13 protein-coding genes are annotated in these 14,182 nt (G+C 66.0%); 11 read left to right on the top strand and 2 right to left on the bottom strand.

The features are described from left to right. Both dprA and HK401_RS16955 read left to right on the top strand, forming a co-directional pair. Positions 1-1,227, top strand: a complete 1,227-nt coding sequence (gene dprA / locus HK401_RS16960) for a DNA-processing protein DprA (RefSeq protein ID WP_181275835.1) — start codon at positions 1-3, stop codon at positions 1,225-1,227. A gap of 39 nt (positions 1,228-1,266) precedes the next feature. Next, positions 1,267-2,295: a tyrosine recombinase XerC gene (locus HK401_RS16955; RefSeq protein ID WP_181275834.1), complete on the top strand. Its 1,029-nt coding sequence runs from the start codon at positions 1,267-1,269 to the stop codon at positions 2,293-2,295. Between the two features lie 54 nt (positions 2,296-2,349). Here HK401_RS16955 and HK401_RS16950 read toward each other — a convergent pair whose 3' ends face one another. Further along, on the bottom strand, positions 2,350-3,393 hold the full coding sequence (locus HK401_RS16950) for a D-alanyl-D-alanine carboxypeptidase family protein (RefSeq protein ID WP_309136032.1): 1,044 nt from the start codon (positions 3,391-3,393) through the stop codon (positions 2,350-2,352). A gap of 694 nt (positions 3,394-4,087) precedes the next feature. On the opposite strand from HK401_RS16950, the gene rpsB reads away from it, so the two are divergent. The 9 genes from rpsB to HK401_RS16905 all read left to right on the top strand — a co-directional run bounded on the left by rpsB (position 4,088) and on the right by HK401_RS16905 (position 12,639). Further along, the gene (gene rpsB / locus HK401_RS16945; RefSeq protein WP_181275833.1) at positions 4,088-5,017 is read left to right on the top strand and encodes a 30S ribosomal protein S2; all 930 of its coding nucleotides are present in this window, start codon (positions 4,088-4,090) and stop codon (positions 5,015-5,017) included. 33 nt (positions 5,018-5,050) lie between these two features. Then, positions 5,051-5,878, top strand: coding sequence for a translation elongation factor Ts (gene tsf / locus HK401_RS16940; protein WP_181275832.1), 828 nt, complete (start codon positions 5,051-5,053; stop codon positions 5,876-5,878). 185 nt (positions 5,879-6,063) lie between these two features. Then, a complete protein-coding gene (gene pyrH, locus HK401_RS16935; RefSeq protein WP_181275831.1) occupies positions 6,064-6,816 on the top strand; it encodes a UMP kinase in 753 nt (250 codons plus the stop codon). A 169-nt stretch (positions 6,817-6,985) separates the two neighbouring features. After that, positions 6,986-7,543, top strand: coding sequence for a ribosome recycling factor (gene frr / locus HK401_RS16930; protein WP_166972707.1), 558 nt, complete (start codon positions 6,986-6,988; stop codon positions 7,541-7,543). Then, a complete protein-coding gene (locus HK401_RS16925; protein ID WP_181275830.1) occupies positions 7,543-8,565 on the top strand; it encodes a phosphatidate cytidylyltransferase in 1,023 nt (340 codons plus the stop codon). The genes frr and HK401_RS16925 overlap by 1 nt, the downstream gene beginning before the upstream one ends. Before the next feature lie 132 nt (positions 8,566-8,697). Next, positions 8,698-10,002: a 23S rRNA (adenine(2503)-C(2))-methyltransferase RlmN gene (gene rlmN / locus HK401_RS16920; protein ID WP_181275829.1), complete on the top strand. Its 1,305-nt coding sequence runs from the start codon at positions 8,698-8,700 to the stop codon at positions 10,000-10,002. Positions 10,003-10,177: 175 nt separating this feature from the next. Continuing rightward, positions 10,178-10,738 carry a DivIVA domain-containing protein gene (locus tag HK401_RS16915; protein ID WP_166972701.1) on the top strand — a complete coding sequence of 187 codons (561 nt, stop codon included), beginning with the start codon at positions 10,178-10,180 and terminating at the stop codon, positions 10,736-10,738. Then, positions 10,731-11,396, top strand: a complete 666-nt coding sequence (locus HK401_RS16910; RefSeq protein ID WP_181275828.1) for a hypothetical protein — start codon at positions 10,731-10,733, stop codon at positions 11,394-11,396. Before HK401_RS16915 ends, HK401_RS16910 begins: the two co-directional genes overlap by 8 nt. 61 nt (positions 11,397-11,457) lie before the next feature. Beyond that, positions 11,458-12,639, top strand: a complete 1,182-nt coding sequence (locus HK401_RS16905) for a class I SAM-dependent methyltransferase (protein WP_181275827.1) — start codon at positions 11,458-11,460, stop codon at positions 12,637-12,639. A gap of 343 nt (positions 12,640-12,982) precedes the next feature. Here the strand turns inward: HK401_RS16905 and HK401_RS16900 are convergent, their stop codons facing one another. Then, the gene (locus HK401_RS16900; protein ID WP_181275826.1) at positions 12,983-14,182 is read right to left on the bottom strand and encodes an acyl-CoA dehydrogenase family protein; all 1,200 of its coding nucleotides are present in this window, start codon (positions 14,180-14,182) and stop codon (positions 12,983-12,985) included.

Here is a 14,182-nt window from a genome sequence, read left to right as displayed (position 1 = left end):
ATGAGCACGAATGATGAGGTCCGCACCGCGATCGCCGCACTGCTGCGCATCGGCGAACCCGGAGACGGCCTGCTCAGACGATTGGTCGACGACATCGGCCCGGTCGCCGCCCTGGCGATCATCACGGCCGTCGCCGGCGGACAGTCCTCCTCGGACGAAGCGGTCGCCGGACTCGCATCGAACGGCACCGGCGCAACTGCGGGTGGGGCTGTCGCACACGGGGAGCTCGGCGGAGCCATCGAGCGATGGTCGATGCGCGTGGATGATGAGGACGGGGGAGGGGACCTCGACAAGGTCGCCCGCCTCGGCGGTCGCCTCATCATCCACGGCGACGCGGAATGGCCGAGCATGCTCGACGACCTCGGACCGGCTGCACCGCTGGGGCTATGGGTGCGCGGGGCAGCGGAACTGGGTGTGGTGCTCACCCGCGCGGTCGCCGTCGTCGGTGCCAGAGCTGCCAGCAACTACGGAACCAAATGCGCCTCCGACCTGGCGTGGGATCTCGCCTCGCGCGGCATCACTGTCGTCTCCGGGGGAGCGTTCGGCATCGACGCCGCCGCACATCGTGCCGCCATCGCCCGCGAAGCCCCGACGGTCGCCTTCATGGCCGGGGGAGTCGACCGCTTCTACCCGGCGGCCAACGCCGACCTGTTCGAACAGATCCTGGCCACCGGCGCCATCGTGTCCGAAACCGCTCCCGGGATGACCCCGATGCGCCACCGCTTCCTGCTGCGCAATCGGCTCATCGCCGCCTCCGCCCAGGTGAGCGTCATCGTCGAAGCCGGATGGCGCAGCGGGGCCCTCAACACCGCCCGGCACGCACTCGAACTCTCCCGGCAGGTCGCCGCATTCCCCGGGTCGGTGTACTCGGCTTCATCGACGGGTGCGCACCGGCTCGTGCGCGAACACGAAGCCGAACTCGTCACCTGCTGTGATGATGTCGTGGCGCTCATCGACGATGAGGCCCCGACGCTGTTCGACACGACCGGTAGCGGCAATGCGTGGGCCGGGTCGGAGGGCGTGGACCCCGTCGATGACCTCGATGAGAGGGAGAAGATCTGCCTCAACGCACTCTCGGCGACCAAGGCTCTCGATGCGGGGACGGCCGCGGCTCGGGCGGGGCTGACCATCGCCGATGCGCTCAGCGCACTGAGCGCTCTCGACCTCGCCGGCCTCGCCGAGCGCCGTGACTCGGGGTGGGTGAAGCTGCGGAAACCACAGCGGTGAATCCTGGGCCGTCAGTGGTCGCCTGCGTATCCTGGAGGTGTGAGCACAACGTCGACCGTCGCCGAGGTGGTGTCCGGCTATTCCGACCACCTGCGGTCCCGTGACGTCTCCGCACACACCGCTCGCGCCTACGTCTCCGACGTCACCGACTTCCTTGACCATGCCGTCCACTCGACGAAACTGCGCCGCGGCACCAGTACGGGGGAGGAGCGCTCGCCGGCTGACGCGGGCGCGAGGCTCGATCTGGCGGCAATCGAACTCGATGACCTGCGTTCCTGGCTCATCGCCCTTGATGACGCCGGTGCAGCGAAGTCGACGGTGGCACGCAAGATCGCGGCAGTGCGCTCGTTCTTCGCCTACGGAGTCAACAGCCGGGGACTGCCGAACAACCCGGCCGCGCGTCTGCGCACGCCGAAGAAGGACTCCCGTCTGCCCACGGTGCTCAAACCACAACAGGCCGCGAGCCTCATCTCTGCCGCGGAGACACAGACTGATGGGACTGCAGCGGGAGACCCTGCGCAGGGTGACTCTGCTCAGGGCGGAGACGTCGATCCGCTCGAAGCCGCGAAGCGGATCCGCGATGCTGCGATTCTCGAGATGCTCTATGCCACCGCAGTGCGCGTCTCCGAACTCACTGGGCTCGACCGCGCCGACGTCGACCATCGGGCGTCGATGATCACCGTGCTCGGCAAAGGCAACAAGGAACGACGCGTCCCTTTCGGTGCCCCGGCGCGGAAAGCACTGGACGACTGGCTGAAGGTCCGGGCGCTGTTCGCCGGACCCAGCAGCGGCGATGCTCTGTTCCTCGGCGTCCGCGGCGGGCGCATCGGAGCCAGGCAGGTACGCGAGCTCGTACACCGATATGGTGCCGACGACCCCAGCGCACCGGACATCGGACCCCACGGCCTGCGCCACTCCGCGGCCACCCACATGCTCGACCGTGGTGCCGATCTGCGGCAGATCCAAGAGCTGCTCGGCCACTCGACGATGAGCAGCACCCAGATCTACACTCACGTGTCCATGCAAAGGCTGCAGGAGACTTACCGCCGGGCACACCCTCGGGCGTGAGCCGGTGCGCCCGCAGCGCTCGAGTGGGCGCATGACCTGTGTCCGGCCTGGACACTACTTGCGGAATTCCCAATGCCAGGGTTCGGGCAGCGAACCGGACTGCCTCGCCCACCCGGGATGGATCCATCCGAACTTCGGCGCGTTCTCCCGCATCCACTCATGCTGAGCCGTGCCGAAGGAGTTGATCCCGCTGCCGAGATCGACCGCCAGCGCCCACCCGTGATTCGACGTCCCCGGAGTCGCCGCCATCCGTCCCTTGCGTCGCTTGAGAATCACCTGCGTCGCATAGTCGCGATAGGCATCGGTGACCGAGATCGGAGCACCGAAACGAGCCTCGAACGCGTGGGAGAGCCGGTCGAACGCGGCCTGCGCATCGCAGCGCAGCATCTGCCCGGGAGCGGTCTTCAGCTGACACATCGCCGATGTTGGTATCCGGCCGTTGCTGTGTCCGCCCCAGGCACCGGCACCTGAGGTCGTCGAGTCCCCACCGCCCTTCGGCTCCTCGGCGGGTTTGCGAGACAGAGGCAGCAGTAGCGACGTCTCCTGCCCGAAGAGCTTCCCGGGATCGATGTAGCGCTTGTCGCTGTCGGCCGGCCACGCCCCGATGTGCAGACACGACTGCTCACAGTGGCTGCCTGATCCGACCTCGCCGATGCGCTCGCCCGCCTCGAAATCCTCACCCTGCCGGAGATCGGTCGTAACTGGTTGGAACGAGAGCACATGCCCCGAAGCGGTGAGGATGCTCACCGTGGCCATTCCCGCGACGGTGCCGGCAAAGCGGATGGTCCCTTTCGTCGGGGCACGCAGCGGCTCGCCCTCAACGGCGAGCACATCGATTCCTCGGTGTCCCTTGAGCCACGGCTTGTCCGGTGGGTCGAAGGCCGTGATGATCTCCATCGCCGGAACCGGCGTAACCCAGCTCTGCTTGGTCGCATTCGCAGCCTGCGCTCGTGAACCCGAAACGATGCTCGTGCTGGAGACTGCAGCGGTGCTTGAGCGTGAAAACGGTGTGGAGTTCGCGCCCGGTCCCGGCAGCGATGCACCGGATGCCGGGGGAGTGAGCGTGAGCATGAGCGCCAAGGCGAGAATCGCGGTCACGAGCAGAGTGGGACCGACGCCGCCATTGCCGCCATGTCGGCAACGTCTGCGAGAGTTTCGGCGGTGGTGCAGGCAACGAGGCGGATCAGGTGCGAACGGATTCATACGAGCATGGAAGCCGACCCCTAAGCCTCTGTCACCCCCGGCGACGGACCCTGTGGAGGAGGAAGATTCGTCCACAGGGTCCAGGCGTGCGAGTGAGCGGTCTGTCCCCAGTGATCGGCGTGAGAGTCGCCTGTGCAGTCCGCTGGGTTGAGGGTGGAATCGCGCCGCGGAACGGACGCGGACTCCTGGACCGGGGCCGTTCAGCGACGGTCAAGGGGCAGGCCACGGCAGCGCCTGTCCACACGGGTCGACGCACGACTCGGCGGGTCGATGCGGGGCGGAAAGCCGCCTCGGCGAGGGTGGGCCTTCGATTGGAAATGGCTTGCCCGAACGGGATAGACTGATCACAGCAGGAGCATGTCTTCTGACTACGCGTATTCGAATTCTTCTCCTTCCCATGGTGCAGGCCACCCGATGGTGAGCCTGTGGGGCGGATGAACCGGATACCAGGAATCAACCGAAAATGTCATCGACGCCGTCATCAGGTCGAACCGATCCGAGATCGCATAGATTTCGAATCGCTGCGATCACGATTGTCGCGCGCATGACGTAAAAGCACCTGAAGGTGCACAGAAAGGAGGGCGTCGGCATGGCCGTCGTCACCATCCGCCAGCTGCTCGACAGCGGCGTTCACTTCGGACACCAGACCCGTCGTTGGAACCCGAAGATGAAGCGCTTCATCTTCACCGAGCGCAATGGCATCTACATCATCGACCTGCAGAAGTCGCTGGGCTACATCGACAACGCCTTCGAGTTCGTCAAGGAGACCGTCGCCCACGGTGGCTCGATCCTCTTCGTCGGCACGAAGAAGCAGGCCCAGGAATCCATCGCCGAACAGGCCAAGCGCGTGGGCCAGCCCTTCGTCAACCAGCGTTGGCTCGGCGGTATGCTCACGAACTTCCAGACCATCTCCATGCGTCTGCGCCGCCTGAAGGAACTCGAAGAGATCGACTTCGACGACGTGGCAGGCTCCGCTCACACGAAGAAGGAACTGCTCATCCTTCGCCGTGAGAAGGACAAGCTGGAGAAGACCCTCGGCGGTATCCGCGACATGCAGCGCACGCCGTCGGCCGTCTGGATCGTCGACACCAAGAAGGAACACCTCGCCGTCGACGAAGCCAAGAAGCTGGGCATCCCGATCATCGGCATCCTCGACACCAACTGCGACCCCGACGACGTCAACTACCCGATCCCGGGCAACGACGACGCCATCCGCTCGGTCTCGCTGCTCACCCGCGTGATCGCCGACGCCGTCGCCGAGGGCCTCATCGCCCGTCACTCCTCCGAGGACGAGGGTGGAGAGAAGAACGTCTCCGCCGTCGAGCCGATGCCGGAGTGGGAGCGCGAGCTGCTCGAAGGCAAGTCCGACGAGGAGAAGCCTGCAGAGGCCGCCGCCGAAGCTGCTCCGGCCGCGGAGTCTGCTGAAGCAGAGGCCGCACCTGCCGCTGAGGCCGAGACCGCTGAGGCCGCACCTGCCGCTGAAGCCGCTGCCGACTCCACCGAGTCGACAGAGTCCTGATTTCCTTTAACTCCACCACCCTGAGGAGAAAGAATGGCAAACTACACTGCCGCTGACATCAAGGCACTGCGTGAGAAGACCGGCGCCGGAATGATGGACGTCAAGAAGGCTCTCGACGAGTCCGACGGCGACCAGACCAAGGCCATGGAGGCCCTCCGCGTGAAGGGCCTCAAGGGCGCCACCAAGCGTGAGGGACGCTCGACCTCCGACGGTCTCGTCGCGACCCACGTCGACGGCGGCGTCGGCACCATGATCGAACTCAACTCGGAGACCGACTTCGTTGCGAAGTCCGAGCCCTTCATCAAGCTCGCCGACCAGGTCCTCGAGCTGGCCGTGGCGAACAAGGCCGACTCGGCCGAGTCGCTGCTCGCCGCCGAGACCGACGGCAAGCCGGTCTCGCAGTTCATCACCGAGTCCGGTGCCACCCTGGGTGAGAAGGTCGACCTCCGTCGCGTCGGCCGCATCGAGGGTGCCAACGTCGCTTCCTACCTGCACCGGACGAACAAGGACCTGCCCCCGCAGGTCGGCGTTCTGCTGGCCTTCGAAGGTGACGATGAGACCGTGGCACACGATGTCGCCGTGCACATCGCCGCCATGAGCCCGAAGTACTTCTCCCGCGAGGACGTTCCGACCGACATCGTCGAGAATGAGCGCCGCATCGCCGAAGACACCGCGAAGAACGAAGGCAAGCCCGAACAGGCCCTGCCGAAGATCATCGAGGGTCGCGTCAACGGCTTCTTCAAGGAGAACTGCCTGCTCGACCAGGGATTCGCCAAGGATCCCAAGCAGTCCGTGGCCAAGGTGCTCGAGGCTGCAGGCGTCAAGGCCACCGGCTTCCTGCGCTACCGCGTCGGAGCCTGAGACGACACTGACCGCTGAAGCAGACACCCGTCTGCTTCGCAGGTTCCTCGGGTGAGTGAGAACTCATCCGTGAGGCGGGGTCGGACCGAGAGGTCCGGCCCCGTTTTTCGCTAGACTGTCCCAGACGCACAGCCCGGGCGGCGATCCGCCCGGGTCTCGATCTGCCTGCACGGAAGAAGGACTCAATGACAAGCACTCCGGTTCACGAATCCGGCCACCTCAGCCATCCTGTCCGCACCCACCGCCGACGCGTCCTGCTCAAGCTCTCCGGCGAGGTCTTCGGCGGAGGCCGGATCGGAGTCGATCCCGATGTCGTGGCTGCAGTGGCCCGAGAGGTCGCCCCCACCGTCGAAGACGTGGAAGTGAGCATCGTCGTCGGCGGCGGCAACTTCTTCCGCGGCGCCGAACTCTCCCAGCGCGGCATGGACCGCACCCGCGCCGACTACATGGGCATGCTCGGCACCGTGATGAACTGCCTGGCCCTCCAGGACTTCCTCGAGCAGACCGGAGTCGACACGCGCGTGCAGACCGCGATCCCGATGTCCCAGGTCGCCGAGTCCTACATTCCCCGCCGCGCCATGCGACACATGGAGAAGAACCGCGTCGTCATCTTCGGCGCCGGCGCCGGCCTGCCCTACTTCTCCACCGACACCGTCGCCGCCCAACGTGCCCTCGAGGTCCACGCCGACGAGGTGCTCATCGCCAAGAACGGCGTCGACGGCGTCTACACCGCTGATCCGAAGGTCGACCCGAACGCGGAGAAGCTCGCCTCGATCACCTACCAAGAGGCCCTGCAGAAGGGACTCAAGGTCGTCGACGCCACCGCTTTCAGCCTGTGTATGGACAACAAGCTGCCGATGCACGTCTTCGGCATGGAGGGCGAAGGCAACCTCCGCAAGGCCATCAGCGGCGAGAAGATCGGCACCATCGTCCACTGAGACAGTGCCATCGTCCACTGAGTCGGCACCTCGCCGAGGCGGCCGCACCGCGCCCGATCCACCCGACGTCTGCGCAGGTGAGGACACTCCTGCGAGGATTCGGTGCGGCAATTTTCAGTGATGACCCATAGAATGAACCCAAAGCTTACAGAGATGGAAAGAGTGAACCGTGATTGAAGAGACACTGGCCGAGGCCAGAGAGAAGATGGACAAAGCCGTCGAGTTCACGCAGGATGACTTCGGGTCGATCCGCACCGGTCGCGCCAACCCCGCGCTGTTCGCCGACATCGAGATCGAGTACTACGGCGCTCCCACCCCGCTGCAGCAGCTCGCGTCGTTCCAGACTCCCGAGGCTCGCACGATCCTGGTGACCCCCTACGACAAGGGCACGCTCCAAGACATCGAGAACGCTCTGCGCAATTCCGACATCGGTGCCAACCCTGCCAACGACGGCAACATCATCCGCGTCGTCCTGCCGGAGCTCACCGAGGAGCGCCGCAAGGAATATGTCAAGATCGTCAAGGGCAAGGCCGAAGACGGCAAGGTCTCCATCCGAAACATCCGCCGCCACGCCAAGGATGTCCTCGAACGCATCAAGAAGGACGGCGACGCCGGTGAGGACGAAGTCACCCGCGGCATCTCCGAACTCGACGACCTGACGAAGAGCAAGGTGGACAACATCGACCAGCTGCTCTCACAGAAGGAAGCCGAGCTTCTCGAGGTCTGATGATTGCCGTGACCGGGACCGACAGCCCCGCAGCGAATCCGGCTCCCTTCGGGGAGCCGGATCCATCACGTGACGCTGCGCGTGCTGAGAGCCCCTTCCCCAGGCGCCGGGATCTGCGCAATTCGGACAAGCCGTATTCGCCCGATGACCCGGATTTCAACCCCACCCCCGAGGCGGCCGCCGCCGAAGAGGAGCCACCACCGAAGGACTACGGTCGGGCCGGGCGCAACCTGCCCGCCGCCATCGGCATGGGTCTGCTCATCGGGGGAGTGGTGCTGGCCTCCCTGATCTTCCTGCCGATCTCGTTCCTCTTCCTCATCCTCGTCGCCATCGTCGCCGCGATGTGGGAGCTGGCCAACGCACTGTCGCGTTCGGGCTCCCTCGTCTCCCGCGTGCCGACGATGGTCTCGGCCGCGTGTATGGTCGTCGCCACCTACATCGGCGGCAGGGAAGCACTGTGGGTGACGTTCGCGGCCAGCGCCGGCGCCATCATGCTCTTCACGATGGTCGAGCGTCGCAAGAACGCGGTCAAAGACGTCTCGCTCTCCCTCTTCGCTCTCACCTATGTCGGCCTCATGGCCTGCTTCGTCGTCTACCTGCTCACCCAGCCCGGCGGCAACTACCTCGTCATCGTCTTCCTCGCCTCCGTCGTCGCCTCCGACACCGGCGGCTACGTCTTCGGCGTCCTGTGGGGCAAGCACCCGATCGCACCGCGGATCTCACCGAAGAAGTCCTGGGAGGGCTACCTCGGTTCGGTCGTGTTCTCCGCCGCCGTTGCCACGGTGTTGGTGGTCACCCTCTTCGATGCTCCGTTCTGGACCGGTCTCGTCTTCGGCGTCGTCATCCCCGCCTTCGCCACCCTCGGCGACTTCAGCGAATCGATGATCAAACGCGATCTCGAGCTCAAGGACATGGGAACCCTGCTGCCCGGCCACGGCGGTGTGATGGACCGTCTCGACTCGATTCTGCCGACAGCGCCCGTCGCGCTCGTGCTGTTCTCGGTCCTGCCCGGCTTCCTCTGAGGTCCGCCGCTGGAAGCGGAACGGCACAGTCGGGGCGAATCTGGGCCTCGCCTCGGCGAGGGAATGAGTCCCCGTCCCAGGCGTGGCACCGCCCACACGACAGGCCCCGCCGCATCATGAGACAATGGGGGCGTGAGTTCTCAAGCAGGCAGAAGGCAGACCAGGCCCGTCGTGGAGCATCCCGACGGCACCACTTCGAAGACGCCCACCCGTGACGGGCGTCCCCTTCTCAACTTCAAGTCCGCGCGCGTCCAGCAGCCGCCGGAGCACCTGGCGGACATGACCATGGACGAACGCGTGGCCGCGGTCACCGAGATGGGCCTGCCCGCCTTCCGCGCCAAGCAGATCTCCACTCACTACTTCAGCCATTACGTCACGGACACTGAGCAGATGACCGATCTGCCGAAGGACCGGCGCGCGGAGATCCAAGAGCGTTTCTTCCCGCACCTGCTCACCGAGGTCCGCCGCCTGCGCACCGAGAACGGCGACACGATCAAGTTCCTGTGGCGCCTCTTCGACGGAGCTCTCGTCGAATCCGTGCTCATGCGCTACCGCAACCGAGTGACTTTGTGCGTGTCCAGCCAGTGCGGCTGCGGCATGAACTGTCCCTTCTGCGCCACCGGCCAGCAGGGCCTGACCCGCAACATGTCAACGGCAGAGATCGTCGAACAGGTCGTGCGCGCCAACCAGGTCATCGCCGCCGGCGAACTCGCCGCGGCACCGTCATCGGACATGCCCGGTGCGGGGGAGACCGCGCTCGGCGCGGAATCCGACGAAACGGACTCCGACGCTGAGTCGGCATTCGACGGGGACGGCGCGGCCACCTCGGCGAGCGGACCCGAACGGGTCTCGAACATCGTCTTCATGGGCATGGGCGAACCCCTGGCCAACTACAAGCGTGTGATGAACGCGGTGCGCCGGTTCGTCGGCACCGGACCCGACGGCTTGGGTATGTCGGCGCGGCGGATCACGATCTCCACGGTGGGGCTGGTGCCCGGCATCAACAAGCTCGCCGCCGAGGACATCCCCGTGACCTTCGCGCTCAGCCTCCACGCGCCCGACGACGAACTGCGCGACGAGATGATCCCGGTCAACACCCGGTGGAAGGCCGACGAGGCGATCGACGCCGCCTATAACTACTTCCAGGTCACCGGTCGACGCGTGAGCATCGAATACGCGCTGATCAAGGACATGAACGATCACGTGTGGCGCGCCGAGCTGCTGGCGAAGAAGCTCAATGCCCGCGGTCGCGGCTGGGTGCACGTCAACCCGATCCCGCTCAACCCGACCCCCGGTTCGGTGTGGACGGCATCGGAGCCCGAGGTCGCCGACGAATTCGTCCGCCGCCTCGTCGACCACGGCATCCCGACGACGATCCGCGATACCCGCGGTTCCGACATCGACGGTGCCTGCGGTCAGCTCGCCGCAGCGGACTGATCCGAGTCCCGGGCTGATCGACTCTGAGCCGAGCCCCGGGCTGACCGACTCTTGGCCGTCCGGTCAGCCGGAGTCGGCCTGGTCAGGACCTCACGTGTGAGCCGCGAGCACGCAATTTCCACGCCATCCATCTATCATGGTGGAAACGACACAGCCACTCGCTTCTGGAGGAGACATGGCGGACACGACTTTCCCTCGAATGTCCGGTTGGAAGAACGGATACGACCCCAAACAGGTCGACAGCTTCTTCAAGCGGGCACGTGAGTCCTTCGAGCGCCCGACACCGCAGCCCGGCGACCTCGACTCGCGAGCCGTGCGCACGGTCGGCTTCGACCTCGTCCGCAAGGGCTACCACGTGGCCGTCGTCGACGCCGCCCTCGACCGGCTCGAGGACGCGTTCGCCAAACAGGCCCGCGACCGCCTCATCGCGCAGTCGGGTCAGGATGCCTGGGTCTCCGAGCTCACCCGCGTCGCCGCGTCCCTGCGGGGACGCCTGGTTCGCGAAGCCGGGGAACGCTTCGACAACCCGGCTCCCGGCGTCATCGGCTACGACATCGTCCAGGTCGACGACATGTGCGACAAGGTCAACTCCTACTTCACGCAGGGCGTGGCGATGAGCGTCGACCAGGTCCGCCGCGTGCTGTTCAAGACCGCGAAGGGCAAGAAGGCCTACGACGAGGACCAGGTGGATGCGTTCATCGACCGCGTCGTCGAGGTGATGGCCTCCGTTGACTGACTTCCATTACTTCTCCGTTCCCACCGCCGATCAGCCGGGAACCCTCAATCCGGTCTACGAACTCCTCGACTTCCCGATCGTCATGGGCCGAGCCGACGATGTCGTGCTCACCGGCCCCGCTCCCGAGAAACCCCTGGTCGACGGCCGTGAGGTCACCGATCCGCGTCTGATCGCCGCCCTGTCGGTGCCCGTCGAACTCGACCGCGCCGAGGTGCTCGACCGCAGCTCGAAGCTCGCCGGGGTGCTGCGCACGATGGGCGTGATCCCCGAATCCGGTGCGGTGCTCACCCTCGCCGAGGATGTCCCGGCCCTGGCGCGTGCGCTGACACTGGTGGCTGCCGCCCGAGTCGGGCTGACGGTTGATCTTCGCAGTGGTGCGAGTAGTGATGCGCCGATCGTCGTCCACGGCATTGAGGCCGAAGCGGTTGAACCCGGGCGTGCGTCGATCAAGGTCACCCGCTCCCGTTTCGAAGGCGTGGGTGTGACCATCGATGGTGAGATCGCGAACCTCGACCAGGCGATGCGCGACTCCCGCGTCGAATTCGCCGCCGTTGTTCCGCTGCCGCCCGATCAGACTCTGCTGTTCACGGACTCCGGTGAGATCGATGCGATGTCGAGCCTCGAATGGCTGCGACGCGAGGTGCTCTCTGAGCCCTGAGCTGCCGCGGTCCGGCGCCCACTCGCCTGAGGCGTCAAGCGACCCGAGGTACCACCCGACAGTGGAAGCGTTGCGCTCCGCAGGCTGTGTCTTCGCCGAAGAAGAAGCCGCCATCCTCCTCGAGTCGGAGGGCAACGGTGCCGGTTCGGGGAAGGGGATCGGTTCTGGTGTCGGTACAGGTTCGGGTGGCCGAGCCGATTCACTGCTCGAAGACCGGGTGGCCCGGCGGGTCGCGGGCGAACCCCTCGAACAGATCGTCGGCTGGGTCGACTTCGCAGGACTCAAGTTGCGCACGCTCCCAGGCGTCTTCGTTCCCCGACAGCGGACGCGACGTCTGGCCGAACACACGGTGCGCGTCATCGAACAGATGCCTCGGCGGCAGGCTGTCGACGGACGACCCGGTCGTCGCGGTGGCTCCGGCGAGCCGTGTGGGCCCAGCAGTCTGAGTGGGCTCGGCAGACTGGGTGGGCTCGGCACCGAGGCTCAGATTACCCAACACGGTACCGAACCGTGGGCACCGGTCGTCGTCGAAGCCTTCTGCGGGGTCGGTCCGGTGGGATCCTACGTGGCTGCCTCAGTTGCTGAGATGAACCTCCACCTCGGCGACACGGACGCCCACGCCGTCGAATGTGCCGTCGACAACGCCCGGAATGCCACTGGCGGGCTGCCGAACGCGAGTGACGATCTGCCTGCCGCCGCGTCGACCGGCCATCCGGCTTCGTTTCGGAATTCGGACTCTCCCGGCGGCGTCGTCCGGGGCCACCGCCTCGACTGCCTCGTCGGCCTCCCGCACGAACTGCGTCACAGCGTCGATGTCATTGCAGCCGTTCCGCCCTATGTGCCCACCACTGCGGCGGACTTCCTGCCCCGAGAAGCCGTGGACTTCGAACCCGGCACCGCCCTGTTCGGCGGCGTCGATGGGCTCGACCTCGTCCGCCGCCTCATCGCCGAGGCCGACCACTGGCTGGCTGCGGACGGAGTGCTGCTCATCGAACTCGGCCGCGAACAGGCCCCCGAAGCGCTCACGTACGCGGCCGCGCATGGGCTGGTCGGGTCCGACCGCCTCGGCGAGGGCGACGACAACGGGGAAGAAGTCGCTAACGGCGGTCCGCACGGTTGCTGCGGCGACCACCTCGGCGAGGGTACCGTTGGCACGGACGACCACCTCGGCGCGGGTACCGACGGCACGGACGACGACCCGGACGAGCACACGGTCGTGCTCGAACTGCGCCGCACACTCTGACCCGATTGGGCGGAGGCACACTACTGTCCACTGAAAGTGTGTGCGTACAGCATTCGATCACTACGTGTGCATTTTCGATAGACAGTTGCGGCGTGGGCAGTCGCGCCGAACGCTCTGGTGGTGCTGATGAGGCTGGAAACGACGACCGCCCGCCGAACTCCGCAGAGTCGACGGGCGGTCGTGGTGCAGTGCATGCGCGCCGGGCACGATGCCCGATGCAACAGGGCGCCCAGCGCAACAGGGTGCCCAGCGCACCGCCTGAGCGTAGGGCGTGGTGCTCAACGCACCGTGATGCTCAGGCCTCAGCACCGCGCCTCGCACCGCGGGCTTCAGCCTCAGCTGATCAGTTCGCGAAGGCGTTGATGCCGGTCATGGTCCGGCCCAAGGTCAGCTGGTGCACCTCGTGGGTGCCTTCGTAGGTGAGCACGGTCTCGAGGTTGACCGCGTGACGCAGCGGCGGGTACTCGCTCGTGATGCCCGAACCGCCGAACAGGGCACGCAGGTCGCGGCAGACGTTCATCGCGGTGTCGACGTTGACCATTTTGCCGAGGCTGATCTGCTCGGGGCGCACGCCCTTCTCCGAATCCTTGATCTTGCCCAGGTGCGCGGCGAGCAGCGTGATCTGCGAATACTGGCCGAAGGCCTTCGCGAGCTTCTGCTGGGTGATCTGGAACGATGCCAGCGGGCGGTCGAACTGGATGCGGGTGCCGGTGTACTCCAGTGCCGAGAGCAGGGCATCGCGGGCGGCACCGGTGACACCGAAGACGATTCCGTAACGGGCCTCGGACAGGCAGGACAGGGGGCCTTTGAGCCCCTTGGCCTTCGGCAGCATCGCATCCTCGGGCAGGCGAACATTGTCGAGGACGATCTCACCGGTGATCGAAGCACGCAGCGAGATCTTGCGGTGGATCTCCGGGGTCTGCACGCCCTCGGTGTCCGAGGGCACGACGAAGCCGCGGACGACGGGCTTGCCCTTGTCATCGACCTCTTCGGTCTTGGCCCAGACGACCATGACATCGGAGACTGGGGAGTTCGTGATCCACATCTTCGCGCCGTTGAGGATCCAGTCGGAACCGTCCTTCTTCGCCGTGGTCTTCATCCCCGACGGGTCGGAACCGACATCGGGTTCGGTCAGACCGAAGCAGCCGATCGCTTTACCGGCGGCCATCTTCGGCAGCCATTCTTCCTTCTGCTCCTCCGAACCCCAGTGGTGGATGGCAAACATCGCCAGCGACCCCTGCACGGAGACGAGCGAACGCAGACCGGAGTCGACAGCCTCGAGCTCACGGCAGGCCAGCCCGTACTGGGTGGCGGTCGATCCGCCGCAGCCGTAGCCGTCGAGGTGCATGCCCAACAGGCCGAGCTCGCCGAGTCCTTCGGCCAGTTCACGGGCGGGGATGGTGGCGTCGAGGAAGTAGTCGCCGATCTTCTCCCGGACGTTTTCGTCCAGCCACTTCTTCACTATCGATGCGAACTCGAGGTCATCGGGTTCGAAGACCGAATCCAGTCCGAGGATGTCGTCGGGGCTCAGCGTCGTGCTCAT

The organism is Brevibacterium oceani (assembly GCF_013623835.1).
GTDB lineage: Bacteria > Actinomycetota > Actinomycetes > Actinomycetales > Brevibacteriaceae > Brevibacterium > Brevibacterium oceani.
The sequence above is the reverse complement of the archived record's forward strand: the minus strand, read 5'-3'. Positions and strand labels throughout refer to the sequence as shown.

What these genes read in the sequence shown, in the direction of transcription:
- HK401_RS16925 (WP_181275830.1), top strand. Translation starts at nt 7,543, where the DNA reads ATGATTGCCGTGACCGGGACCGACAGCCCCGCAGCGAATCCGGCTCCC.
- dprA (WP_181275835.1), top strand. Translation starts at nt 1, where the DNA reads ATGAGCACGAATGATGAGGTCCGCACCGCGATCGCCGCACTGCTGCGC.
- rpsB (WP_181275833.1), top strand. Translation starts at nt 4,088, where the DNA reads ATGGCCGTCGTCACCATCCGCCAGCTGCTCGACAGCGGCGTTCACTTC.
- pyrH (WP_181275831.1), top strand. Translation starts at nt 6,064, where the DNA reads ATGACAAGCACTCCGGTTCACGAATCCGGCCACCTCAGCCATCCTGTC.
- tsf (WP_181275832.1), top strand. Translation starts at nt 5,051, where the DNA reads ATGGCAAACTACACTGCCGCTGACATCAAGGCACTGCGTGAGAAGACC.
- HK401_RS16915 (WP_166972701.1), top strand. Translation starts at nt 10,178, where the DNA reads ATGGCGGACACGACTTTCCCTCGAATGTCCGGTTGGAAGAACGGATAC.
- HK401_RS16900 (WP_181275826.1), bottom strand. Translation starts at nt 14,182, where the DNA reads ATGAGCACGACGCTGAGCCCCGACGACATCCTCGGACTGGATTCGGTC.